This is a genomic window from Bacteroides sp. 3_1_23 (assembly GCF_000162555.1).
Classification (GTDB): Bacteria; Bacteroidota; Bacteroidia; order Bacteroidales; family Bacteroidaceae; genus Bacteroides; species Bacteroides ovatus.
The window spans coordinates 42,331-67,306 of the sequence record NZ_GG774956.1 but is presented as its reverse complement, the minus strand read 5'-3'; the positions used below and the strand labels follow the sequence as shown (position 1 = coordinate 67,306).

25 protein-coding genes and 1 pseudogene are annotated in these 24,976 nt (G+C 38.6%); 5 read left to right on the top strand and 21 right to left on the bottom strand.

What is annotated here, in order from left to right:
• Positions 1-2 precede the first annotated feature (2 nt).
• The 19 genes and pseudogenes from HMPREF9010_RS01690 to HMPREF9010_RS26415 form a co-directional block, all read right to left on the bottom strand.
• Positions 3-482 carry a hypothetical protein gene (locus HMPREF9010_RS01690; protein ID WP_004313228.1) on the bottom strand — a complete coding sequence of 160 codons (480 nt, stop codon included), beginning with the start codon at positions 480-482 and terminating at the stop codon, positions 3-5.
• An 8-nt stretch (positions 483-490) separates the two neighbouring features.
• Positions 491-1,060 carry a DapH/DapD/GlmU-related protein gene (locus HMPREF9010_RS01695; protein WP_008997745.1) on the bottom strand — a complete coding sequence of 190 codons (570 nt, stop codon included), beginning with the start codon at positions 1,058-1,060 and terminating at the stop codon, positions 491-493.
• Positions 1,053-2,168 carry a glycosyltransferase family 4 protein gene (locus HMPREF9010_RS01700; RefSeq protein WP_004313226.1) on the bottom strand — a complete coding sequence of 372 codons (1,116 nt, stop codon included), beginning with the start codon at positions 2,166-2,168 and terminating at the stop codon, positions 1,053-1,055. Before HMPREF9010_RS01700 ends, HMPREF9010_RS01695 begins: the two co-directional genes overlap by 8 nt.
• 25 nt (positions 2,169-2,193) lie before the next feature.
• A complete protein-coding gene (locus tag HMPREF9010_RS01705; protein WP_008651628.1) occupies positions 2,194-2,772 on the bottom strand; it encodes a putative colanic acid biosynthesis acetyltransferase in 579 nt (192 codons plus the stop codon).
• Positions 2,773-2,783: 11 nt separating this feature from the next.
• Positions 2,784-3,875, bottom strand: a complete 1,092-nt coding sequence (locus HMPREF9010_RS01710) for a glycosyltransferase (protein ID WP_008651626.1) — start codon at positions 3,873-3,875, stop codon at positions 2,784-2,786.
• Positions 3,876-3,885: 10 nt separating this feature from the next.
• Positions 3,886-4,944 (bottom strand): glycosyltransferase family 4 protein, encoded by a 1,059-nt coding sequence (locus HMPREF9010_RS01715; protein WP_004313223.1) that lies wholly within the window; start codon positions 4,942-4,944, stop codon positions 3,886-3,888.
• Positions 4,945-5,116: 172 nt separating this feature from the next.
• Entirely contained in the window at positions 5,117-6,310 is a 1,194-nt protein-coding gene (locus tag HMPREF9010_RS01720) for an O-antigen ligase family protein (RefSeq protein ID WP_004313222.1), read from the bottom strand.
• Between the two features lie 58 nt (positions 6,311-6,368).
• Complete coding sequence (locus tag HMPREF9010_RS01725) at positions 6,369-7,373, bottom strand: hypothetical protein (protein WP_008018133.1); 1,005 nt, start codon at positions 7,371-7,373, stop codon at positions 6,369-6,371.
• A gap of 2 nt (positions 7,374-7,375) precedes the next feature.
• Positions 7,376-8,506 carry a UDP-galactopyranose mutase gene (gene glf / locus HMPREF9010_RS01730; RefSeq protein ID WP_008651624.1) on the bottom strand — a complete coding sequence of 377 codons (1,131 nt, stop codon included), beginning with the start codon at positions 8,504-8,506 and terminating at the stop codon, positions 7,376-7,378.
• A gap of 43 nt (positions 8,507-8,549) precedes the next feature.
• On the bottom strand, positions 8,550-9,587 hold the full coding sequence (locus HMPREF9010_RS01735) for a hypothetical protein (protein WP_004313219.1): 1,038 nt from the start codon (positions 9,585-9,587) through the stop codon (positions 8,550-8,552).
• Between the two features lies 1 nt (position 9,588).
• Entirely contained in the window at positions 9,589-10,557 is a 969-nt protein-coding gene (locus HMPREF9010_RS01740) for a glycosyltransferase family 2 protein (protein ID WP_004313218.1), read from the bottom strand.
• A 6-nt stretch (positions 10,558-10,563) separates the two neighbouring features.
• Entirely contained in the window at positions 10,564-11,538 is a 975-nt protein-coding gene (locus HMPREF9010_RS25775) for an acyltransferase family protein (RefSeq protein ID WP_008651621.1), read from the bottom strand.
• Between the two features lie 14 nt (positions 11,539-11,552).
• On the bottom strand, positions 11,553-12,362 hold the full coding sequence (locus HMPREF9010_RS01745) for a glycosyltransferase family 32 protein (RefSeq protein WP_032849305.1): 810 nt from the start codon (positions 12,360-12,362) through the stop codon (positions 11,553-11,555).
• 62 nt (positions 12,363-12,424) lie between these two features.
• Positions 12,425-13,960, bottom strand: a complete 1,536-nt coding sequence (locus HMPREF9010_RS01750; protein ID WP_004313215.1) for an MATE family efflux transporter — start codon at positions 13,958-13,960, stop codon at positions 12,425-12,427.
• Positions 13,960-14,877 carry a polysaccharide pyruvyl transferase family protein gene (locus HMPREF9010_RS01755; RefSeq protein ID WP_229096971.1) on the bottom strand — a complete coding sequence of 306 codons (918 nt, stop codon included), beginning with the start codon at positions 14,875-14,877 and terminating at the stop codon, positions 13,960-13,962. The genes HMPREF9010_RS01750 and HMPREF9010_RS01755 overlap by 1 nt, the downstream gene beginning before the upstream one ends.
• A 39-nt stretch (positions 14,878-14,916) precedes the next feature.
• Positions 14,917-17,363: pseudogene (locus HMPREF9010_RS01760) on the bottom strand (GumC family protein).
• A 6-nt stretch (positions 17,364-17,369) separates the two neighbouring features.
• Complete coding sequence (locus tag HMPREF9010_RS01765; RefSeq protein WP_008651614.1) at positions 17,370-18,179, bottom strand: polysaccharide biosynthesis/export family protein; 810 nt, start codon at positions 18,177-18,179, stop codon at positions 17,370-17,372.
• 64 nt (positions 18,180-18,243) lie between these two features.
• The gene (locus tag HMPREF9010_RS01770; protein ID WP_004307284.1) at positions 18,244-19,650 is read right to left on the bottom strand and encodes an undecaprenyl-phosphate glucose phosphotransferase; all 1,407 of its coding nucleotides are present in this window, start codon (positions 19,648-19,650) and stop codon (positions 18,244-18,246) included.
• 147 nt (positions 19,651-19,797) lie between these two features.
• Positions 19,798-19,944 carry a hypothetical protein gene (locus HMPREF9010_RS26415; protein WP_165863272.1) on the bottom strand — a complete coding sequence of 49 codons (147 nt, stop codon included), beginning with the start codon at positions 19,942-19,944 and terminating at the stop codon, positions 19,798-19,800.
• Between the two features lie 153 nt (positions 19,945-20,097).
• On the opposite strand from HMPREF9010_RS26415, the gene HMPREF9010_RS01775 reads away from it, so the two are divergent.
• On the top strand, positions 20,098-20,727 hold the full coding sequence (locus tag HMPREF9010_RS01775; protein ID WP_004307286.1) for a BT4734/BF3469 family protein: 630 nt from the start codon (positions 20,098-20,100) through the stop codon (positions 20,725-20,727).
• Positions 20,728-20,756: 29 nt separating this feature from the next.
• Entirely contained in the window at positions 20,757-22,589 is a 1,833-nt protein-coding gene (locus tag HMPREF9010_RS01780; protein ID WP_004307287.1) for a DUF3987 domain-containing protein, read from the top strand.
• Between the two features lie 133 nt (positions 22,590-22,722).
• Here HMPREF9010_RS01780 and HMPREF9010_RS01785 read toward each other — a convergent pair whose 3' ends face one another.
• Positions 22,723-22,941 (bottom strand): DUF4248 domain-containing protein, encoded by a 219-nt coding sequence (locus HMPREF9010_RS01785; RefSeq protein ID WP_004297475.1) that lies wholly within the window; start codon positions 22,939-22,941, stop codon positions 22,723-22,725.
• Between the two features lie 220 nt (positions 22,942-23,161).
• On the opposite strand from HMPREF9010_RS01785, the gene HMPREF9010_RS01790 reads away from it, so the two are divergent.
• The 3 genes from HMPREF9010_RS01790 to HMPREF9010_RS01795 are packed head-to-tail and all read left to right on the top strand — an operon-like array spanning position 23,162 to position 24,228.
• Positions 23,162-23,650 carry a DNA-binding protein gene (locus HMPREF9010_RS01790; RefSeq protein ID WP_004307288.1) on the top strand — a complete coding sequence of 163 codons (489 nt, stop codon included), beginning with the start codon at positions 23,162-23,164 and terminating at the stop codon, positions 23,648-23,650.
• A 40-nt stretch (positions 23,651-23,690) separates the two neighbouring features.
• Positions 23,691-23,798: a smalltalk protein gene (locus HMPREF9010_RS26240; protein WP_004297473.1), complete on the top strand. Its 108-nt coding sequence runs from the start codon at positions 23,691-23,693 to the stop codon at positions 23,796-23,798.
• Between the two features lie 4 nt (positions 23,799-23,802).
• Positions 23,803-24,228 (top strand): N-acetylmuramoyl-L-alanine amidase, encoded by a 426-nt coding sequence (locus HMPREF9010_RS01795; protein WP_004307289.1) that lies wholly within the window; start codon positions 23,803-23,805, stop codon positions 24,226-24,228.
• Here the strand turns inward: HMPREF9010_RS01795 and HMPREF9010_RS01800 are convergent.
• The gene (locus HMPREF9010_RS01800; protein ID WP_004307290.1) at positions 24,221-24,970 is read right to left on the bottom strand and encodes a polysaccharide biosynthesis/export family protein; all 750 of its coding nucleotides are present in this window, start codon (positions 24,968-24,970) and stop codon (positions 24,221-24,223) included. The two genes, HMPREF9010_RS01795 and HMPREF9010_RS01800, sit on opposite strands and share 8 nt — an antisense overlap.
• Positions 24,971-24,976 lie beyond the last annotated feature (6 nt).

Here is a 24,976-nt window from a genome sequence, read left to right as displayed (position 1 = left end):
AATCATAAAACACCACAACAAATTGAATTAGGAAATAATTGCCGCATCTCTTCCCATTGGACCAAAAATAGATCACTATACCGTTCTATCCATACGGGAGTTTTAGAAGCATGTGTCACATCAGCAGCCGAATTAACAAATATTACTTTTGTCCCCAATAGTTTTTTTGCGAAAAAAACCGTAGGTACAGTCACACCAGCTCCTGTAGTAATGATTACATCTGGGCGTTTCACCAGCACCCAGAATATTGCTTGCAAACAGTTCACTATCAGTGTCCATTTCTTTGCTGGTTGAAAATTCACTAAAAATACATGTTCCTTGTCTGCCATAAAAGCTTTAGTTGATGTCGTTTTTAAGGTAAGCCAATAGCAATCCCATTGCTCGGGAATAGCACCGATAGCCAATTGTAGCTCACGTAAATGCCCGCCTGCCGAACAAGCTAAACAGATTTTAGGAGATTTATGCAACATAAGAGCCACCATAATAATGATTATTCACCATAAATATTTCTTTCTTTTATAAATCTTGCAGGATTACCTGCATAAATGCCAAAATCAGTAGTATTTTTGGTAAGTACTGCGCCAGCACCAACAACCGAATATCGACAAAGATGTAATCCTGGCAGAATTATGGCTCTTGCTCCAATAAACACATCATTGTCAATAACCACATCACCTACAACCAGAGGTAATTTATTATCAGATAAATCATGGGATCCATTACATATATAAGCATACTGCGCTATGGTTACTCTCTCTTTTATAATAACAGGTCCCAAATTATATATTTCGCTTCGAGTCGCTATACAAGACCTATCTCCTACGGTTAAAAGCCATGGGGCATATATACGGGCAGTAGGCGCAATAAAAGGATGACCACTAATATGTGCCCCAAACAACTTCAATAGAAATATATGCCACCGATAAAAAGGCTTTGGCAGCCACCTTACAAAAAGCGTCCAAACCACTTCCCATATACGAATCATGATTGCTTCTTTCTTTGGCCATGGGCTAGAATACGCATCACGTTGGTTTTTATTTTTATGATAAAGCTTACTCACCACCTAATACTTTTTTAAAAATACTCATATACATATCAGACACTCTACTCACACTAAAACCTGCAGACTTTTTAATTGCTTTCGCTGACATTTCTGAATACATTTTTTCATCTGATAATAAGCGCATTAAACAATTAGCTAACAATTCATCACATCGTACATCAGTATGATCAAAGACCAATCCGTTCTCATTATCCACTATAAAGTCCTTAAAACAATCTAAATTCGAAACAATAGGAACCAATCCTAAGCCCATTGCCTCAAGAGGGGCTACACCGAATGTCTCACCTAATCCAGCTATAGAAGGATAGCAAAAAATATCACCTTTACGTATTTCTTTTGCCAACAAACTAGGTGAGAAAATAGGTTCCACCCATGTTATCCTGTATCCTCTTACCAAAGATTCTAAATAATCTACATAGTCTTCACCGCTACCTCCGTCTTCTATTTTCGTTGCACCAATTATCCGTAATCCAACAGATACCCCCACCTCATGGAGTCTTGTCACTGCTTTTACTAATATATCCAGTCCCTTTTCTTTATGTACTCTGCCAGAATAAACCACTTCCGGACTATCTGAAAGAGTTTTTACCATGTGTTCATTACAGAATATATGAGTATCAATCGGATTGGGTATGACACAAGCCCTAGATTTCATACTCGGACTCTGTTCTATTAATGCATTGTAAACTGCAGTTGACACACATGCCAAACTACTCATAGCAAAATACGCCCCCATCTGTTTCTTCGGAAATCGTGCCACATTATATAAAGCCCTACGATACTTCCATTTAAATAATAGACAAAGAATAGGGCTCCATATTGAATTAAGCACAAGCATATCACATTTAGGCATTTTACTTAATGCCTTTATTGAAAAAACAAAATCCAGAACAAAGTCTTTTACCCAAGATCCAGTTCTTTCATAGCCATGCAGAAGAAGATTATCATCCATAGAACTCTCTTTTAGTGGCTTCTTAGATATAAAGATGACTTGATGTCCCTTATTTCTCATATCTGTACCGATAGAGTACCATAATTTTTCCACTGCTCCAATAGCATATGGGGGTAGACAGCCAAAAGGCCCTGTTATTATATTTACTTTCATGTCAGCTCAATTATATTATGCAGCATCAAGCTAACTGATTATATAAAATAAGAGACAAGGGTGTCCTGTTGATATTTATTAACATCCTTTTCTTTATAAACTTTGCCGGATTCCCCCCAACCACAGTCCATGATTCAACATCTTTAATCACTACTGCACGTGCTGCACATACAGCACCTTCTCCTACAGTCACTCCTTGTCCCACAAAAGCTTCGGCACACACCCAAGCCCTATCTTCAATCACTATCGAAGCATTGGTCTGATGATAACGTGAGTCGGTAATGTCATGTCCTGAAGTGCAAAGGAAAGCCCGCTGACTGACCGTAGCATTACGCCCAATCCGAATGGGTACTGTATTGTAGCAATCTACTCCCTCGGCCAAACAGGGGTAATCATCCATTGCCAGCAACCAAGATTGGAACACTTTAGCAATAGCATACACTGCAGCCGTAGATGCAATCTTTGCCCAAAAAGCACGAAGCAGCATACGTTTCCATCCCATTGCCATAGAGCGGGGAAACGGACGGGCAAGACAAGTCCAAACCATACTCCATATCAATCTGCGAAACTTATTCCTCTTCGAATATAGAGTTTTAAATCCCATCAAATCCTTTTTCATAAAATTGATTTATACATTTCCACAAACTCCTCTGCCACCTTACGTGCCGAATACTTCTCCTCTACCAGTTTACGACCATTACGTCCCATCTTCTCCAACTCATTTTCAGTAAGCGATAAAAAGTTACGAAGTGCTTGTACGGTTGCCTCTGTACCAACTTTCGTCCACCAGCCACACCGTCGACTCTCTAACTCACTCCATGGTGTACCCATTGTTGTTACCGCAGGTGTACCACTAGCTAATGCCTCTGCCACCACAATACCAAAATTCTCGCTATGTGTAGGTAATATAAAAAGATCCGCTTGACGGAATAATTCCCATTTACGATTACCATATACACCACCTTCAAAGAAGACTAGTTTTGATATACCAAGACGTTCTGTTAATTGCTTTAACTCATCAATGTAGATAGCATCTCCTTCACCAGCAATACGTATCACATACCCCTCTACCTGTTCCCTCAATTGAGCAACTGCCTCAAGAAGAAAATTAATTCCCTTCTTCACATGTACACGACTCAAGAAAAGAATCTCCTTATTCCGCTTCCATGATGACTTCATCTCTATATTCTCTACATCAATACCGTTAGCAATGATCTTAATCCTATTGTTATAGCCCAACTTCAGTAAATTCTCCTTCTCGCTTTCTGCAGTAGCGTGCAATACATCCGCCTTCATCACTGCCGCCTTTTGATAAAACCACAGTGCCGGTAATTTACGAGTCCAATAATGACGCGCCATAATCCACGGCTCTAACATACCATGAGGTGTTAGCACCACTTTATACCCCAATGCCTGTGCCCACTTTTGTATAAAGGCACAAGCAGGCATCCAACAACAGTTTACATGCACCACGTCAGGCTGTAATTGAGTTAACAATATTCTCCACTGTCGTTTCATCCCCATGAAGTTTCTAAATTCAGGAATGAAATACACCGTACAATTATCTATTACTACAGGATTCTCACTAGCATGGCTCACTACATAGAGTTCTACCAACCGTGTCAATTCTTTAGTCAATAACTGCATATAGGCAGTTGTACCACCTGAAGAACGGTCTAGACCAGGAATATAATGTATTACTTTCATAAGCGTTTATTTATAAATTTTGGACTATATAGTTCGCCACTGCTTTACCCGAGATGTAGTTTTTGCTCCATGTAATACGCTCATTTACCGTCTCCCTTATCCAATCTTTTTTTGCAATACAAACATCAGCCACGTTGCTTAAACTCTGTGCCTCTTCTAAAGTAAATATCATACCCTGTTGCTTATCTTTTAATAGATACGAAGCTCCACAATGATTACTTGTTATCACATATAGTCCAAGTATCAACGCCTCATTCACAACAGCTCCCCACCCATCATGCTTCGAAGGCAAAATCAGTACGTCATATTGTTGCATAATATCCGAGATCCTCTCCATCGGTTGCATACCATAAAGCACTACTTCTGTATTAGCCTGCATACTCATCTCCTCAATTTGTGCTCGCTTCTCACCGTCACCTACAATACCAAGCTCTAAATCAGTCTTTTGACACAACACTTGAAACATCTCCACCACATTCTTTCTATCTGACAAACTACCCACATAGAGTACCTTAAGCTTCTCTGAAGTCGGTATAGGATATATACGTTCTCTCCACTCTGTACAATATACAAAAGGTAATACTTTCCATTTTTTACTCCAAAAGCGATAATAAGGCACAAATTCATCGCCCATCACCAATAAATAGTCAAAATACTTTACGTATCGCCAATCTTTCAATGCAAATCTTAGTTTATGCAACCATAGTGGATGATTATAGAGTAATGGTGGCTCGGTTATTACTCCTCGCTTAAAAGAATAATTGAATGAGAGTTTCATCCATGGCACAATTTCAGGAAAAGCATTGATACCAGAAAAAAAACAAAACGTTTCAATACCTTTGCATTCCTCATATAGTCTTTGCACTACTTTCATAGTAGGAGTAATCAAAAACTCTATACCTTTTGTCTCAAGCAATTTTGATGTCTTCCATCCCATCAGCTTTCGATCATCGTAATCCACACGAGGAGCTATCACCACTACCCTATCAACATCTGTAAAAACTGACAGTTCTTCGATAAAAGGTATCTGATGCGGACTAATACAATTTTGGAAAAAAAATAAGTTCATTTCAAAACAAGATTTTGCAAATAAAAAAGATCATAACAAATAAGCTATTAACACATGAACATCAACTGAATGAAGACAGAATGACATCAAATATTATAAACAGATTCAAGCCCGTCACAATCAATACAAAAGAACAATACACTATAAACAAAAGTATCCAAAGAAAACATTTTCATGATTCAAAATTTAATTTGTACTTCTTCACCATATCCGGATAACATATTATATGAGAAATTAGAAGCCAAAATACAAAACCTATATAATAACCGACAGTTAATAAATACCCCTCAAAACAAGAATGCAAACACAGAAAAAGTAAAGAAATAACAAACAATTGTAACCTTCGATCATGTCTAATATATTTAAAAACTCGAGTTACTTTCTTTAGAATGAATAACATTATTATTGCACCTAAGGCACCTAATTGAAATAATATAGACAACCATCCGCTACCACTCTCCAATCGACCTTTATGAAGTACGCCTCTATACCAAGCCGTTGCAAATCCACTTCCAATAAGAGGAGATTCATTTAATTTATCAAACCCCTCTCCAAAATGGGCAGAGCGAGAACCATATTTTTCACCTTTTCCCCCTTCAAACTTATTTTGTATTTGAGTTGAATGCTCAAGATATACAGGAATCGATATTGTTGCAAGAAATCCTATAACTAACAAATACAATATTATTTTTTTTACATTTCTTGCATTGTATACAATGTATAACACCATGGTTATCACGGATGCAAAAAGAGCAGTACGAGAGGCAGCAACAACAGTGACATAAATAGACAGTAACAAAATAGACAACACAATACATCTGAAACATTTATTTTGTAACTGAAATAGACACCACAACAAAATAACATTAGCTAATCCTGCAATAGGAGCTAACCACATAGGATGATAATAAATAGCCGAAAAAGAGAGGTCAATATGTACCCCCTCCTGTGCAAAGGCATTTATGCCTTTTAGATAGCAATACATAGCTATCATTGATACAACAGGAAAAAATAATAAAATTACAGATAAAATTTTGCGTTCAAATAAGAAGACTTTTTTAGATACATAAAATGGTGCACAAATAAGCATCATCCCAGTAAACATAAGAATGCGATAATCGATATATAAATTTGAAAATACAGAAATATAGCAGGCTAAAAGAAGTAAGATATTTAGTTTTGAATATTTAATGGTAAAGGTTCCATATCTAATTTTGTAAAATGCCACATACCCAAATGCAATGAGTAATGTATATATACCAGGAAAAATAATTGAATTTGAACAAATAAGAAAAAAAGCCATTAAGGAAGGAAAACAATATTCCTTAATATCACGATTAATTATTACCAAGCTAAGACCCAACATATAATAATAAAATTTACTAGAAATTATGCACTCCTATATGGCTATAATACCCAATGTTCTACAAACACACATTTTCACCCTTCAATAGAACTGGCTGGAATTTTAGAATATTAGCACAATATTCTTTATAATCATTATCTGAAACAGCAGAAATTCTAGCAGAAATCTCTGAAAGCGATGTCACGGTAATACCAAGATTCTTCATCTCTACCAATTTCGCCATCGCCGAATCCTTCCATACTATTAATGGTAATCCAGCTAACACATATAACGAAAATTTATGAGGTGCAATAATTTTAAGATAACTCCCCCATGTACCAGAGCAGGTTTCTGTGGAATCTCCGTCCCAAACAAGTCCCCAACTCCCTTCTAAGTGACCAATCATATCAGGCTTAAAAACTCCTTTATACTCATATTTATTCTTCATAGCATTATTTGAGGAACAAGAACCATATACTATAAGATCTAAATCTTTATTCTCAAAAACAAAATCACTAAAAAACACGCTCTTATCTATATTACCTGCGAAACAAACCTGCTTACTTAACTGACGTGCTTCTTTATCTGGGACTGCAATATAAGGGAAACAACCTAAATAATGATATTTAATGCCCGGTCTCAATCGCTGCTCAAAATAAGTTTGCATTTCAGGTGTATGCACAATTATTTCATCAAAATTTGACAAAACCTTATTCTCAAAGCCCGATAGCTCCCCTTTTTCTCTTACAGAATTAATATCATGCAACAATGTTATCAGATATTTTTTTTTCAAGAAAGGAAAAATAAAATAAAGCATTTTAGGATTTAAGCTTGGATACTGAATCAACAATGTTGCACCATTAGGTAAATTGATAGCAAGACGAATCATTTTTAGGAATAAAACAACAATAAAAAGTAGCTTATTCTTATACCCTCTCAAAATGATAGGATATTCTTCATAACCATTTTGTAAAGCAATTTTATGTATATCTTGAGGAGCCTTAACACTTGCTCCACCACCTATTAAAGATTTACTAAGTTTATCATTTGCTATAGTTTTAATAATAAGTATGTATTTCTTCATTTTTATAAACCTTGTGATCTAACTACTTCAAAAGCCCTTTTCACAATAGGAGCCATATCATAATATTTATATTCAGCCAATCGACCTCCAAAGATGATATCTTTTTCATGAGCTGCCAACGCACGATATTTATCGGCTAAATCATTATTCAGAGTATCATTTACCGGATAATAGGGCTCCATACCGGGTTTCCATTCTGCAGAATACTCTTTGCTAACTACAGTTTTCGGACAATCAAAAAGTTGCTGACCGAACATCTCAAAATGTTTATGCTCAATGATACGAGTATAGGGTACTCCTCGGTCAGTATAATTCACTACAGCATTACCTTGATAGTTAGCAGTATCATAGATCTCTGTTTCAAAAGATACGGTGCGATATTGCAAACGCCCCAAACGATAACCATAGAACTCATCTATTGCACCTGTATAAACAATCTTATCGGCAAGAGCTGTCAGTTCTTCACGGTTCTCCCCAAAATCACAATTTAGACGACACTCCACACCATCCAATAGGCCTTCAATCAGCTTATTATACCCACCAATTGGAATTCCTTGATATTTGTCATTAAAATAGTTATTATCGAATACCATACGTACCGGCAATCTACGAATGATAAAAGCAGGCAATTCTGTACAAGGTCGTCCCCATTGTTTTTCAGTATATCCCTTGATGAGTGTTTCATAAATATCTTTTCCAATAAGAAGCTGCGCCTGTTCTTCCAAATTTTCAGGTTCACGACCATTAAGAGCAACTTTTGCTTCCGTCCGCTGTTCTTCCAATTTAGCTTCAGCTTCGAGAGGGGTTGTCACGCCCCACATCTGGTAGAAGGTATTCATATTAAAGGGGAGATTATAAAGTTTGCCTTTATAATTAGCCACCGGTGAATTGGTATATCGGTTAAACTCCACTATAGAGTTGACAAAATCCCACACTTCTTTGTTTGAAGTATGAAAGATATGCGCTCCATATTGGTGAACATTTATCCCTTCTATATTTTCACAATAAAGATTGCCACCCAGCTGTGGACGCTTATCAATGACCAAACATTTCTTACCTTGTCGTTTAGCCATACAGGCAAAGGTGGATCCAAAAAGTCCGGAACCCACTATCAAATAATCATATTGTTTCATAATATGTTAGTTTTTTCTATTCTGATTTTTTCACAGATATTTTTTATCTTTCTATGAATTTATATCGCTGTTTACGTTGTAGTTCTCTGATTGCACATCTCACCCTTTCCGGCAGTTTTTTTCCTAAACGCATGAAGAAAGGCACTTTTACTTTAGGTATACATTTATATGGTGATGGAAGGCTGTTCAATTCAGCTTCACGCGCTTCAACTTTCTTAATCATTTGTTGTACAGAAATGTCTATCTCACGCATTGATTCATCCTGCTTCCACAAATCATGCAATATTTTACCATATCGATTCAGAATATCCATCTTATCAAGCCCCTCTCGTTGAGGTCCAAAAGCGAAATGAGCAATCAGAGCATCGCCATTAAAACAGTTAGCCTTACCTAATTGAGTTGGTTTGATACAACTCAAAAACTCTTCATCATCTCCTGGCACTTCACCTTTAAATTCAGCCATTTCATTACCAAACCATAAAACACAGTTGATTGAAAAACGAGCCATCCCCATAGGATGCTTACCAACATACAGCTCTTGATATTTACCGGCAATAAGATATTTCTCCATGAACCAATCGTGCAAATCTGCCGCAAACCAGCCATCAAAGCAGATAGTTCTCTCCCCACAGATACTCATATAATACTTATCCAACTTGATTTTATTATGCACCTGTAAAAGATAAGTAGACAAAGCGTTATTGATTACGAGCGGTGATACTAAAAAATACTCTGGGTTATCCACACGAAACTTCACCATCTTCTCAAACAGTTCGGGTTCAAACCATACCACATCATCATCAAGTTTCATGTAAATAGTATCTTTGTCGCAGCAATCACGATAAAATGCATTAATGCTCGCAATGCCATTAACAACTCCGTCCGGTTGCCACACCAAATTAACTTTCGGATATTTCTGCGCAAGCTTTTTAAAGAACTCAATATCCACCATATTGCGAGTATTAACCCATATATCATACCGATCCACAATATCAGCATTCAAAATGGGAGGAACCAAATATTGCATATAACGGCGGCGACCTGCAGCCGTATTCACTACAACTTTATAATTTTGATACATATCATCTGAATTTTAGGATTAAATTACGTAAGAGGCACATCATAAGTACACCTACAGGACTCGAGAACTGCATCAGTATTTTTCTCCTGCCTAGATACTTCTTGAATTCAGTCTTGAAACCAAACGTCTCGATTTCCCTCAAAAGTATGCGTATATATTGTAATCTTTGCTTTATGCCACGGCTGCTATCAACCGCATGAAGCATGTTATTATAGTATTCAAGAATTGTATATTGAGTCAGTTCATCACTTTGAGGAAGTAAGTCACTTCGCCTCTTCAATTCACGAGCTACTTCAACCACCACCTCCGGTGCAGTATATTTTCCGCCTAAATGTTCCCCCGGATGATGCACATAATTATAAGGAGCCTGCTCAATCACTCCTACAGATTTTGCTTTACCCAGACAATCAAGAGCAAAGAGGCAATCCTCAAAATAGTGAATATTTGTCAAAAATCGATGTTTCCGATTTTCAATAGAATTAAAAATTTTGTTGATAACCGAAAACATCAGATAGTTTTTCTTCATATCTAAATACAATTGCGCCAATGATTCAGTATCATCACAACGACATTGTTTCAACCTATGCCCATCGCTACTATTAAGAGGATAATCCTTATAACCAAATAAATATACGTCTGAAGGAGTTTGACGATGCAACCTTAACACCTCTTTATAGAAACCGGGATCAATAAAATCATCCGAGTCTATAAAAGTAAAGTATTCACCTTGAACATGTTCAATACCATAATTACGCGCATTGCCTACTCCTCCGTTGGGAATATGAAAAGCATGAATCCAACTATACTTCGATGCATATTCATCACATATTGCCCCCGATGCATCTTTGCTGCCATCATCCACCAACAGCAATTCTATTTCATCACTCATATCTTGGGCTATGACACTATCAATACAACGATGCAAATAAGGTTCTACGTTGTATACAGGAATAATAACTGAAAGAAACATATTTAATTAAAGTGAACGATGTTTTATCCCTTTACCGGCTAGTACAGGAATGTATTTATTGATTAGTGGTATCATTATCAAACAGCAGGAAAATACAAAAATAAACTGAACTAACTTACCGATAGCAAACGACGGTATCAATGGACGCAAAAAATAATCAGCTAATGATATAAATATACCCTGAACAGACATAATTATCAATGTATTTCTACCTATATATATCAATACATTTCCTAATTTAGGCATTCTTTTGAGAGAAAAAACCGAGAATGAAGCTACACCGACAATAGCGCTGAAACAAGCAAGAACCATCCCTATCTCAAAATAGTTCAAAATTTCCTGACTATGTTTTAACGCATCAGTTCTCACATATACATAAGTCAAAACACACCCCAACAAACCCAACAAACAATATTTCCACAAAGACATCCAATTGCTATTCATCAAAAACCTTTCAACAATAGCATATTTTCTCAATGAATTTCCTATTAGATAGAACAAAAGACACATTGGAATTTGAATAAGCCTATATGTTAAAGGGAATTCCCAAAAACGAAAGCAAGCAGCTAAGACCACGCATAGCAATATGACAAATATTTTTACCACCCCCCCCTTAAAGCGAGCCACGTTATACCCTAGAACTTCTACTATAAATAATATTGGAAGAAACCAAAGTGCGCCGGGAAGCAATGTCTTCAGTTCATAATATCTCCCTTCACAAATATATTCCGGAGAAACTACAAGACTAACCACCGTATATAGAACACAAGGAACGAGAAGTGTCCAAACCCTACTTACAGCAAACGGTAACAATTGAGGATGCTTCGCTATATTGAAGCAGTATCCCGATAGCATGAAAAAAAGAGGCATGTGAAATGCATATATCCATGGACGGATATATAGTTGATTCCCAATCATGTGACCAACTACCACAAGGATAATACCTATCCCTTTTAAAATATCAAGTGAATCTATACGCATAATAAAAATACAAATTATTTCAAAGTTCCTCTAGTTTTGCCGCCTCTCAAATGTAATCTGAAAAGTATGTTTTTGATTATTTCTTTCATATACTGCACAGCATACGCCATTGATGAGGAAGGCATCCAACGCCAACTACCGGCACAGCAATGTATTGCAACGGCTTTCTCTGTTATAAGCTCCATATTACTTGCAAACAAACTTGACGAATAAATTTTTAATCCACTCTTCAAATCCTGTTCTTCATCCTTAAATTTGAAACCATAATCAATCGCAATATTTGCAAAAATAAAAGGAGAAATAATTTTATTATTCAATGAACCATCCGGCAATATAAAATGCTTATCATGATAATAGTTCATACAATCCCTCATAAAAGGATGTCCTTTTTCCGCACCAAGAATAGCCGCCTGAATCTGAATTCCGTCTATATATTGAATATCTTTTCTTTTGTTACCTTCCGCATCAACCGACCCTTCAGCATAAATTTTCTCCACTAAGTCCGGATAACACTCTACCGCACTAAATGCCCTGTTAGCAAGACAAAAGTCTAAACTATTCCTGACAAAAACATCTGAATCCATATATATTCCCCCTTCCGTATAAAGTACATATACACGAATATAATCACAAGCAAATGCCCATTTTCGCATCTTACATGCTTCTGCTACAAAAGGGATGGAATAAATATCAAAATTGTGTGTATCCCATTTCTTTATTTTATAATCAGGAAGCTTTCTCTTCCAACTTTTAATGCAACGTTTGAGCTCTGCAGGCATCGGGTCGTTACTCAACCAACAATAATGTATTATTTTAGGTATCATATTAGAATGTTAAAAAATGGCTAGTCCTCTCAAACAGTCAATGTGTTCAATTCTCGAGTTCATCATTTTCTTTTTAATAACTTTATCTTAATATTGTTTTGTATTCTCTTACGTATGCCATCATCCAAACCCAAAAACCAAACAGCCAAAGCTACGCAAACTACGCCGCTTATTGAGAGGATAAAAAAATCCAAATATGGCGTGTGAAACAATGTATTTCTAAATATATATAACAGTAATGGTATAGGCACAGAAACAACAGTTACTATGATACAAGATTTAAATAAAACAAAAATATCTGTCCACGTATATCCCATAATTTTCACCAGTAGGAAAGGCTTTATAAAAATAGCGAGTATCAGAGATGAAAATAACATGACCCAGGACAATGAAACTGGAGAATAACCTAACTTGAACAAAACATAGATGACAGGAAAGGATAAATAGCCGACACAAATGGAACATATAGTAGTTTCCTTTATCTGACCTTTTGCTGTAAACGCACTGTAAAACGATTGGTCAAACACTCCAAAAAGCGTAGTAACAATTGCGAATTGCAGAAATACAACAGAATAATCAGGTATTTGTCCCAGCCAAAGATATAATAATTGCTTTGCAACTAAAAAGACTGGAAATGCTAATATCAACATTAAAAAATATGAATATTTTGTTGATATTAGCAATAAATGCTTACTGCCATCAAAATCATTTGCCGAAAACCTCTTAACGATCTGCGGATTTGCTGCTGTTCGGAAATTGTTAACAAATGAATTAGCTGTCATAGAAACAATATTGGCCACTGAACGTCCTGTCACTATGCCCGAATTAAAAAACATATTAAGAAGAATAGTAGTACCTTGAGCATTTAATGAAATAGAAGTGTTTTCTACCAAATTCCACGATGAAAAGCCGAGTACTTTCTTTATAATAGACTTGTCAAAAGAGAAATGGTAATGAGATTCCTCATAATGACGAATACAGTAATAACGATAAAAAAAAGTAATACCACATTGAACCACAAAAAGCAATGAAGCGCAAAGCATTAATTTATCCCAATCGGAAACCATGAGTATATATACAAGCAGTAATTTCAATATAGCTTCAATAATGCTCGTATAAGCATATATATTCATTTTCTCATGTCCAATAATCACAGCGGTATATGGCACCTGCGTAATACCGACAATAGACATTAATATAGATAAATGATATGTAAATACAGCAGCGGAAAATCGTTCCGGGGGAATGACTAATTTATTATATAAAAACCATAATCCGATAGTTTCTGCCAATAAAGCAACGACCACGCCGAATAATAGATGTACAGTCAATAAAGAGGAAAAAGTATCACTTAGCTTTCCCTTATCTCTCCTCCCCATTTCAAATGTAATAAATCGCGATGAACCGGATGCCAATGAACCATTAATAATATAACTTAATAAACCTGCTACTCCACCCACAGTTTGATAAATACCATAATCATTGACACCCAATGTTTGGAGAATAATTCGTGATGTATATAATGATACGACTATTGTACACAACATTCTAAAATATAAGAATATTGTATTCTTTGCGATTCTATCGTTTCCTGACATTAAGGTAAAATTTTGTTTTTATCTATAAACGGACAGACAGACAACAATTTTTGAGCATCAAAAGTAATAGGAGAATAACTATCTTTATATTGAAGCAAATCCGATAAATCCAAACGTGATCGTATGATTAGTGGTCTATCGATCGGCCTTTTCACAGAAGCGAAATAATCCAAATATTTAAAACTTCCATCAAAGGTTTCATCAGAGAATTTAATCCAAATATTGGGAATATGATACGCATCAGACAGAATCAGACCATGCAATGAGCTAGATATAATCATTTCACATTCTACGATCTCTTTTATCACTTGCCTCCAATCCTTATAATGTTTAATATCAATCTGTCTCGCCTTGTTTCTTTCTCTTTCAATAAATTCCTTTATAATAGAATTACCTAGATCATTTTTATGTAAAATCACCCCTATTAGATATTTTTTATTTACAAATGGAAGAGGGTAAATCTTAGGTAACAATAAAGCGGGATCTCCATATATCTCCGGGCACTCCACCCCTTGTGAGATCAAGTATTTGCGTGTAAGCGGCCCCCTAACAGCCAATACCTTACGAGGAATAGCTGGCAAAGGATTATCCGGTTCCCGCACTCCGCTCCCCCAAATGATACTATCTTTATTTGTCATCCAACCTATTATCGAACCTATAACCATAAAATTAGGCTGCTCCCGTAGATTGAAAAAATCCCAATAATTCAATATACGTTTATGACTCAATTCTTTTATAAGATAATAGTTTATGTCATCACCTATATTACTATGAAACACTTTATTACACAACAAATTCATAGACACATTAAGTACAATCTCATCTGCTCTTTTATGCAAAAGCATATAACCTGTATTTACAATAAGCCTAAATAATCTTATGATTCTACCTTTTATGCGTAATTGTTTAATTCTCATATTATATAATTCATTTGTCTTCTCCAAAATCACATTCGTCTATTCTTCTGTCCTTTCTCCCTTACCACCATGGTGTGTCTCCCCATAGCCATAACCATAGCCATAACGCTTACCATAGCCATAATATTTGCCATACTTACCGTAACCGTAATAATAGCCGTACTTTTTCTTCTGAAGATCCAAACCATTGATTACAGTACAAAGATTAGGCAACTTATTACTATCAGCCAATTCATTAATCAAGGTAAACTCTGCTTTCCGAGTATAGTCTGCCCGACATACGTAAACTGACAAATCAGCCACACGACCTACGAGCAAAGTATCAGTTACCATACCAACCGGGGCAGTATCCAAAATTATATAATCAAAGTTCTTTTTCAATACCTCAATCGCTTTATCCAAACTATCACGAGCTAATAACTCTGTTGGATTAGGTGGTACAGTTCCTCCTGGAAGAATAAACAAATTCTTACTAACATCCGAAGGCTGAACGAAATCCATCAGATTCTTGTCCGGATTCGACAGATATTGAGTAATTCCCTGCTCTTTCCTCGGAATATTAAAAATTTTATTCAAACCGGGCTTGCGAATGTCAAGCCCCACAATCACTACTTTCTTTCCTAATAAAGAAAGACTTATTGCTAGATTGGAAGAAATAAAAGATTTACCTTCACCACTAACTGTCGAAGTCACTAAAATCACTTTCTGATCATTCTCAAGCATAAACTGAAGATTAGTACGGAGATTACGGAAAGTTTCACTCATTAAAGTATTCTGATTCTCAAACACAGCAATAGAACCATTTGCTTCTTCTGTCAACGGTACATCACCTACAATAGGCAGACTTGTTAACTTCTCTACATCACCACGCCCTTCTATTTTAAATTTAGTCAAACCAATTAAAAAATAATACTAACAGGCAATCCCACTCCTACCACTAAAGCAATTAAGTAGATTATCCTAGGCTTAGGAGAAACTGGAGCACCTTCAGCTGCTGGCTCATCAATAATCTTCGCATTATTCGCAGTAGCGGCTAAAGTAATAGCATTCTCTTCACGTTTCTGCAAAAGCATCAGATAAAGCCCAGCCTTGATTTCCTGCTGACGTGCAATACTTACATACTGGCGCTCCTGTCCCGGAGCATCACTGATACGACGGGAAAAACGACTGGACTCACGATCCAGATCAGCCTTCACGATAAGCAAGCCTTGTAAAGTCCCATCAATAGCAGCTTTTACATTTGCTTTCATGGCACGAATACTTGTATCCAGATTTACAATCATCGGGTTGCTTTCCGTAGAAGTACGAAGTAAACGCTTACGTTCAATAATCAATTCATTATAACGATCTATTTGAGTAGTTAAACCATTATCGGATAAACCAATATTACTAGGTAATACTTCATACTCATTCGACGGATTATTGATATATTTATTAAGATCACGAACTAAATTAATTTGAGTTCCATTTTCTACACGTTTTCTTTCATATTCAGCATTTCCCGATACTGCTAATTGGGCATCACTACTGATATCCGTCAATCCTGCATTTCTTTTAAAAGCTTCCAGCTTATCCTCTGTAGTGCCAAGTTCCTCATCAATAATCTTAATACGTTCATTGATAAACTCTCTCGTCTTTTCGGCAACCTCATTTTTATCATTATTCGTATTCCGATTATACATTTCCATTAACTTATTAATAAAGTCCTGTCCCCGCTGTATATTCGTATTCATCAATGAAACAACTGCTACAGAAGTCGTTTTTGAGGTAGGTGCTATTTCCAATGCCCACTGATATCCTTTTGCCACCCCAAAAGGCTGACTAACTACAGCGCTGATATTTCGTACTACACTTTGCCCTACTATCTTCCCATTTGATAAAGAATCTTTCAATGTAAACCCAAATGTACCTGCATCCGTAGGTAACACTGCTGGAAGTTTATCAAAATGCTTATTATATTCATTCAAGCCTATCTTTAGATTCACATCCAGACCACCCTCTGGAGATAACTTCATATCAACCAAAGCTACATTTGGCAATTTATCCGCCTCTTGTGCCGTCAAATTCACAATTACGGGAGAGGTTTTATACAGTTCCTTTTTAGGAAACTCATCCTCATCATAGTAAGTAATATAAAGTTCCAGATTATTAACGACCTCTTTCAGTATTGTTTTTGAGCGTAGCACTTCTATCTCATTATCAATACTCTGCGTAGAAGTAATCACCCCACCTAATCCCAAGCTTTCCAAATCTGCAGTATTTCCACCACCATTCTTTTTATCATTCTTTATCATGATAGATGCAGAGACCTGATACACAGGAGTTTGAAAATGCAAATACACCCAAGCGCCAATCAAACAAGCTAAAACCGAAGCAATAAACCAAGGCCAGTGAATGATATACTTAAAGAGAATTTCCTGATAATTTACTTTCTCTTCGTCTAATTCACTCATATTATTGTTATACGAATTCTCATTCTCTTTCATTACTAATTACTTATTTAATAAAATTACCAATATATTTGCAAGTGAAACCAAGATAGAAGTAGCAGAAAACCATAATCCCGTATTGGTTCCTATATCCGAATTCTTAGCCTTAGTCTTATTAGGTGTCACATAAATTATATCATTCTGCTGTAACTGATAATAAGGAGACAGTACCGTTTCAGCCTTATTCAAGTCCATAGTAATAATTTCCTGCTTGTTATCTTGCCCTGTCCTGATCAATTTCACATTATCACGCATACCATAAATAGTCAAATCACCTGCCATAGCGAGTGCTTCCAGCAAATTAATCTTCTCATTAGAGATCACAAAACTACCAGGCTTGGCAACCTCCCCCAATACCGAAATTCGGTAATTAACAATACGCACAGTTACAATCGGCGCTTCTTTCAAATAAACCTTCAGCTTATCTATAATCAGGTTTTCTATTTCCAGTTTGGTCAATCCACTCACATGAATCTCGCCCAACACTGGAAAATTGATATTCCCTTGATTATCTACTAAATATTGTTGCAGAGCAGAGGGCGTGGTTCCTTGTCCCGCCGTCTTTTCCTCCAATCCACCTGCAGTCTTCGAACGAACCAGATTGAAAGGTGCAGCCAATTCCGGAGTAGAACAAGACACGGCAATCGTCAACAAATCCTTGGGCATAACCTTCACACCTGTCTGACGAACACTCTGTTCTGTATCATTCACAAAAGCCGTATCCTGCAAATAAGGCACTTTCTTATATGATTGGCAGGATACCAGCAAAAAAGCAAGTAACACACCCAAAGTCAATCGTTTCAGTTTTCTCATAACCACCTACTCATGTAATTTTACAACTATTGATTTAATTTTTACTCAATTTCCAATTCCTCACCTAATAAGCCTCTTTATCCCCACGGATTACATTATATACAGTCTTATACATGATATATAAGTCCAGAATGAACGTCCAATGCTCGATATACCAGATGTCACGTTGCACACGTCCTTCCATCTGCCAAAGTTCCTTCGTTTCTCCACGAAAACCTGTCACCTGTGCCCAACCTGTAATACCCGGTTTAACAAAATGACGAACCATATATTTATTTATCAAATGGGAATATTCTTCTGTGTGCTTCAACATGTGCGGACGGGGACCCACTAAAGACATATCCCCTTTCAGTACATTAATAAATTGGGGAAGTTCATCCACATTCGTCTTGCGAATCAGATTACCGATACGGGTTTTACGAGGATCACATTCCGTAGCCTGAAGCGTATCACATTGAGCATTCACCCGCATCGAACGGAACTTATAGCACCAAAATTCACGACCATCTTCACCACTTCGTTTCTGTTTGAAAAAGACAGGTCCAGGAGAACTTATCTTTATAGCCAGTCCCACAATGATGTATATAATCGGGAAAAGAGTACAAAGGAATAGTAGCGAGCAAACAATATCAAAGCTACGTTTCACAATACGATTTTCCAATAACTCAAGTGGCTCACGACGGATAGAAAGTACCGGGACATTACCTAACATTTCAAAATACATTCTCCGTTTCAGATAGTTCCGGACATTGGGAACGCTGAAAAAACGAATTAGATGATTCTCGCAATAGTTGATAATCGGCACAATTTCAGCACTACGGGCGGAAGGAAGACTGCAATAAAGTTGGTCTACCTTTCCCGCATTACGGGTCAAATAATCAACAGCTTCGCACGGCTGCCCCAAATATGCAATATTCATAGGATAGCGGTCTGATGGGAAATCTTCAAAATACCCCTGTACACGATATCCTGATGTCGGATCATCCGTCATGGAATGATAAAGTTCCTGCATATTTTCATGGCTACCCACCAGTACTACCTTTCGGACATTTTCCCCACTTTTGCGATAAAGCTCCAGAATATAGCGAAACGTCAGGCGATAAGAAATAATAACGATAATGAGAACTACATAAAATGCCCCCAGCTGACGCAGGTTAACACATTCAAAATGGAATATGTACGAAAGTCCCAGTACTATCAATACAAAAGGAATCATGTTCCGTGCCACCCGAAGCATTATTTGCTCCGGACGAACCACCGGACGATGAAGAATCACTCCAGAACGAATGTTGCAAACCAGATAACATAAAGTCATCAAAGCCATGTTCTGGAAAAGAGGCATGGAAAACTCAAAAGGAGAACGGTTTCCCCAAAGAGAACCAAACACCCACAACAGTAAGTTCAGTAAGATGATGTCCCCTGAAAGGACAAAAGATTTTAGGACTTTATTAAAACGTTGGACTTCCTGCATTACTTTATTCTTGATTTAGATTTTCATCCATATCCTCATTTTTCTCCCTATACTCAATATAAAGTTCTCCCCATTCTACCATTTTGGCTCGAAACTCTTCTTTTGTGAGATTGTCATAGTAATAGGAAAAAAGACGGGTAAAATCACTTAGACGTAAATCTCCCCAGATATCATCTTGTAATAAGTGGGTTTTCCCATGTGGATTTCTTTACGCATAGCCTCTATTGACAAGTGAGCACGTTCAAACTGCTCTGCGATGAAATGGCCCAGTACGGGATGATTAAATTTTTTCATGTTTATAATTTTATTAGTTGTTAAATACATTGTATTATATGTTAATTTTATGCATATCCGTTCAGACATGTCTGAACGATATATTTAAAAGCTATTTCTACCTTCGCCTCGCGTTTTGAAAATTCAAGACGATAATCAAAAAATATAAATGTTATGACAAACGATTTCAGAATGTCTTATTTCATGCCTCCCATTGCTCCCATCAAAAATGAACTGGGGCGGATTGTTACTCCTGCAACACTTATTCCCTCCTGCGAAGTCTCCGTAGAACAAGTTTTTCAAATGATAACCTGCAACGAGAATCTCAAAATTCTGACCGAGCAAGTACGCAATTCCGGAGATATACGGACAGCAAAGGCATCACTATTGCCTTATGTGACTCCCTGTGGTACGTTCTCGCGTCGAAACAGCAAATGTTTCGTAGCTTCTTCACATCTGGTGGTGGTAGATATCGACCATCTCGATTCCTATCAGGAGGCAGTGGAAATGCGCAGTACATTGTTTAATGACCACCTTCTGCATCCTGTACTCACGTTTATCAGTCCCAGCGGACGGGGTGTGAAAGCATTCGTACCCTACGATCATTTACCCATGGCTAACGACACAAACAGTATCATCGAAAATATGAAGCTGGCAATGATGTTCACTGTGTTGCTCTATGGTACTGAAACACCTCCTCCATTCGGAGAAAAACGCAAAGGGGTAGACTTTTCCGGTAAGGACATTGTAAGGTCTTGTTTTCTTAGTCATGATCCGGGAGCGTTGTTTAGAAACAACAAATAATTAGATATTAAAAACTATAAATTAAAATTATGGACGAAATTGAATCGTTATGCCGCCTCTGTGAGGCGGTTGAAACTGCAGGAGCGGATATTGCCCCTACGTATGCTGAATATGTACAACTGGCGTTCGCCATCGCAACGGATTGCGGAGAAGCGGGACGCGAGTTTTTCCATCGGTTGTGCCGGGTATCTGCCAAGTACGAACGGGAACATGCCGAACGGATATTCTCCAACGCACTTACCACCCGGCATGGAGATGTCCATCTGGGCACTGCATTCCATCTTGCTGAAAAGGCGGGTGTAACTCTCTGCAAAGAGGGAGTGATGAACCACCGGAAAAATGCAAAAAATGCAGGAAATGCACCGTCCAAAAATCTCACACACACGCACGTGTATAATAAGGTGGACAATGAAGAACCGGACGAATCCGAAGAGCTGCAGGACGGGAGTGACCCGAACCAGCCATTGCCCTCTTTCACCGAAGCGGACTGGCCGAAAATCCTGTTGCTCATCATGAGTTATGCCACCAGCCCCACACAACGCGATGTCATGCTGCTCGGAGCATTGACCGCCATAGGTGCCAGCATGGAGCGATATGTGAGATGTCCATACGCCGGCAAACTCCAGTCTCCTTGCCTGCAAAGTTTTATTGTAGCCCCTTCCGCCTCGGGTAAGGGAATTCTTTCGTTCATCCGGCTGCTTGTAGAGCCTATTCATGACGAGATCCGCCAAAAAGTAGCGGAAGAGGTCAAGGCCTACAAAAAAGAGAAAGCCGCCTATGATACCATGGGAAAGGAGCGCTGCAAAGTGGAAGCTCCTCAAATGCCCAAGAATAAAATGTTTCTCATCTCGGGCAATAACACCGGAACAGGTATTCTGCAAAATATCATGGATGCCAACGGCACAGGACTTATCTGCGAAACCGAAGCGGATACCATCTCCGCTGCTATCGGTTCTGAATACGGACACTGGAGCGATACGCTCCGCAAAGCATTCGACCACGACCGCCTGTCGTACAACCGGCGCACCGACCAGGAATACCGGGAAGTAAAGAAAAGCTATCTTTCCGTCCTGCTTTCCGGCACACCCGCACAAGTAAAACCACTCATTCCCTCGACAGAGAACGGTCTTTTCTCGCGCCAGCTGTTTTATTATATGCACGGCATATGGACATGGATCAACCAGTTTGAAAGTGGCGAAACCGATCTGGAAGCCATCTTCACAGGCATAGGCCTGGAATGGAAAAAGCAACTGGACCTGATGAAAGCACACGGGCTTCATACGCTCCGGCTCACTGATGAGCAAAAGCAAGAGTTCAATGCCCTCTTTGCCGATCTGTTTTTCCGCTCGGGACTTGCCAACGATAACGAAATGAGCAGTTCCATAGCCCGACTGGCTGTCAATACATGCCGTATCATGGCAGAAATAGCTATGATTCGTGCATTGGAATGCGACCAGCCTTATCAGTTCAAGGATTCTTCCTCCCCTCTGCTGACCCCTGACAAGGAGATTGCCGCCGATAATATCAAAGACGGCATTATCACCCGTTGGGATGTGACAATCACCGCTGAAGATTTCCATGCGGTGCTGGAGCTTGTAACTCCGCTCTATCGTCATGCCACACATATCTTATCTTTTCTTCCTTCCACAGAGGTCAAACATAGAGCCAATGCCGACCGGGATGCACTTTTTGAAATAATGGGCAACCAGTTCACCCGCGCACAGTTGTTGGAGCAGGCTGAAAAGATGAAAATCAAACCTAACACTGCTCTTAGCTGGCTGAACCGTCTGATAAAAAAAGGATTGCTTATCAATACAGACGATAAAGGCGTTTATACGCGCACGCATGTGTGCGTGTGTTAGGGAACCCTCGGAAAAAGTGCATTTTTTGCATTTATATAACAACAGGACGTTTCATGAATCCTAAAGCGGCGCTTTAGAGGTGGTAAAGCATAGCTTTACGATTGCTAAAGCGGTGCTTTACTTTTCCGCTCTTCTAAGGTTCTCCCAAGGCATCTACAATCACTCTCACCTCCAACGGGGTGAATGAGCGGCGCTTTGATTCGTAACCTAAGTCGTACAGGCGTTGCAGAAGTCCGGGACATAAAGAGATCCATTTCTTCATCTTTCGATATGCAGCAATGTCAGTTAGTTCCGGAGAATAAAGTTGAGCCAGTTCCATGCGACCGTAGGCGCGTATTTTGAATTCGTTCATGATGAATAAGTTTCTGATTTACAATTACAAAAATAACAAAACATATTCACATATCCTACGTTTTTCCATTGAATAACCGACCGTTACTGCGCATAATTGACAACAATCGCGTGCAACTGTAGACTATTGATTTCTGCGGGTTTCAGGGTTGTATCTTTGTATCGTCGAAAGGGAAAAGAATCCCCCGGGCACAATGTTTAACCCTTTAATTTATTGTTTTATGATTCGTTACAAAATTTATCAAAACCAACAGCAAAAAGGCCTGAATGCAGGCAAGTGGTTCGCCCGTGCGGTAAGCGACGAGACGTTTGATTTGGCTAAGCTTGCCGAACACATGTCAAAACACAATTCACCGTATTCCGGTGGTGTCATCAAAGGTGTGCTTTCCGACATGGTAGACTGCATCAAGGAACTGCTGCTCGACGGCAAATGTGTGAAAATCGACGACCTTGCCATCTTTGGTGTGGGCATCCGCAGTAAGGCAGCTGATACGCTGGAAGATTTCTCATTGGAGAAAAACATCACTGGTATGCGTCTGAAAGCCCGTGCTACCGGTAATTTGTCAACCACCAACCTGAAACTCGACAGCCAGTTGAAACAGCAGGCCGAATATCAGAAACCAACAACTGCCGGAGGAGGTTCTGATTCGGGTGATACCCCTGATCCGAAACCGGATGGTGGCGGTGAAGCGCCTGATCCGGCTGCTTAATCCTAAATCCTTTATTTTTAATCTTTAAAAAAGTAACATCATGAGTAATTCATCTTCTCCCCGCTCCGTATGGAGCTTCATCATCAAAGTGATTATCACCGTTGCCACCGCTATCGGAGGTCTGATCGGAGTACAGAGCTGTATGTAGCCTTATGCGTACCATCACTCTGATTATCATTCATTGCAGTGCCACGCCGGAAGGAAAGTCCCTTTCGGCGGAGGCTTGCCGTCAAGATCATATCCTTCACCGGAGATTCCGTGACATCGGCTATCATTTCTACATCACCCGGGATGGAGAAATCTACCAAGGCCGTCCTCTGGAAAAGGTCGGGGCACACTGCCGTGACCATAACACCCATTCGATAGGTATTTGTTACGAAGGAGGGCTGGATATGGCGGGACGTCCCAAAGACACGCGTACATTGGCACAACGGGCTTCTTTGCTCGGTCTGCTCCGCGAATTGAGGAAAATATTTCCTAAGACGTTGATTGTAGGCCATCATGATTTGAATCCGATAAAGGAGTGTCCGTGTTTTAATTGTACGGAGGAGTACCGGGAATTAGATGGTATTATCTAAGTATATTGACCAGCAAACTGGCAATAGATACCAGAATGGAAAATCCCGAAACCCACATCGTCGTACTTGTTCCGATGTCTGCGCTCTGCGCTTTGGTTTTATTAGGAGTGACATACAGGATGTCATTCTGTTGCAACTGATAGTAAGGAGATAATAACAAATCCGCGTCGTTCAGATTGAGTGTAACAAACTGTTTATGCCCATTCCTGTCTTCGCGGATTAGTTTTACATTATCACGAACACCATAAATAGTCAAATCTCCTGCCATGGCAAGGGCCTCGAGCACATTGATCTGCTCATTCACTACCGGATAAACACCGGGAGAGGCCACTTCGCCCAAAACGGAAATTTTAAAACCGGACATACGGACTACTACCGTAGGTCTTTCTTTCACGTAAGATTTCAGTCTATCCGTTATCAGGTTTTCAGCTTCACGACTTGTTAAACCGTTCAAAGGAAGTTTACCTAAAACCGGATAATTGATATTTCCCTGATCGTCCAATAGAAACGTACTGCCTTGCGCATTGAAAGGCTGCGAAACAACCGGATCGGAAGTGGAAACAAGAATGGAAACTTCATCACCCGGTATCAGTCTTGCGTCCTGAACAGGCGCAACTTGCGTATTCGCCTGTTTCAAAATCTCCGCATCCTGCAAGTAAGGTACTTTCTTATAGGACTGGCAAGCCGAGAGAAAGAAGAAAAAGAATATCAGTGCAAAAGCACCGGATAATTTCGTATTCATGTAAAT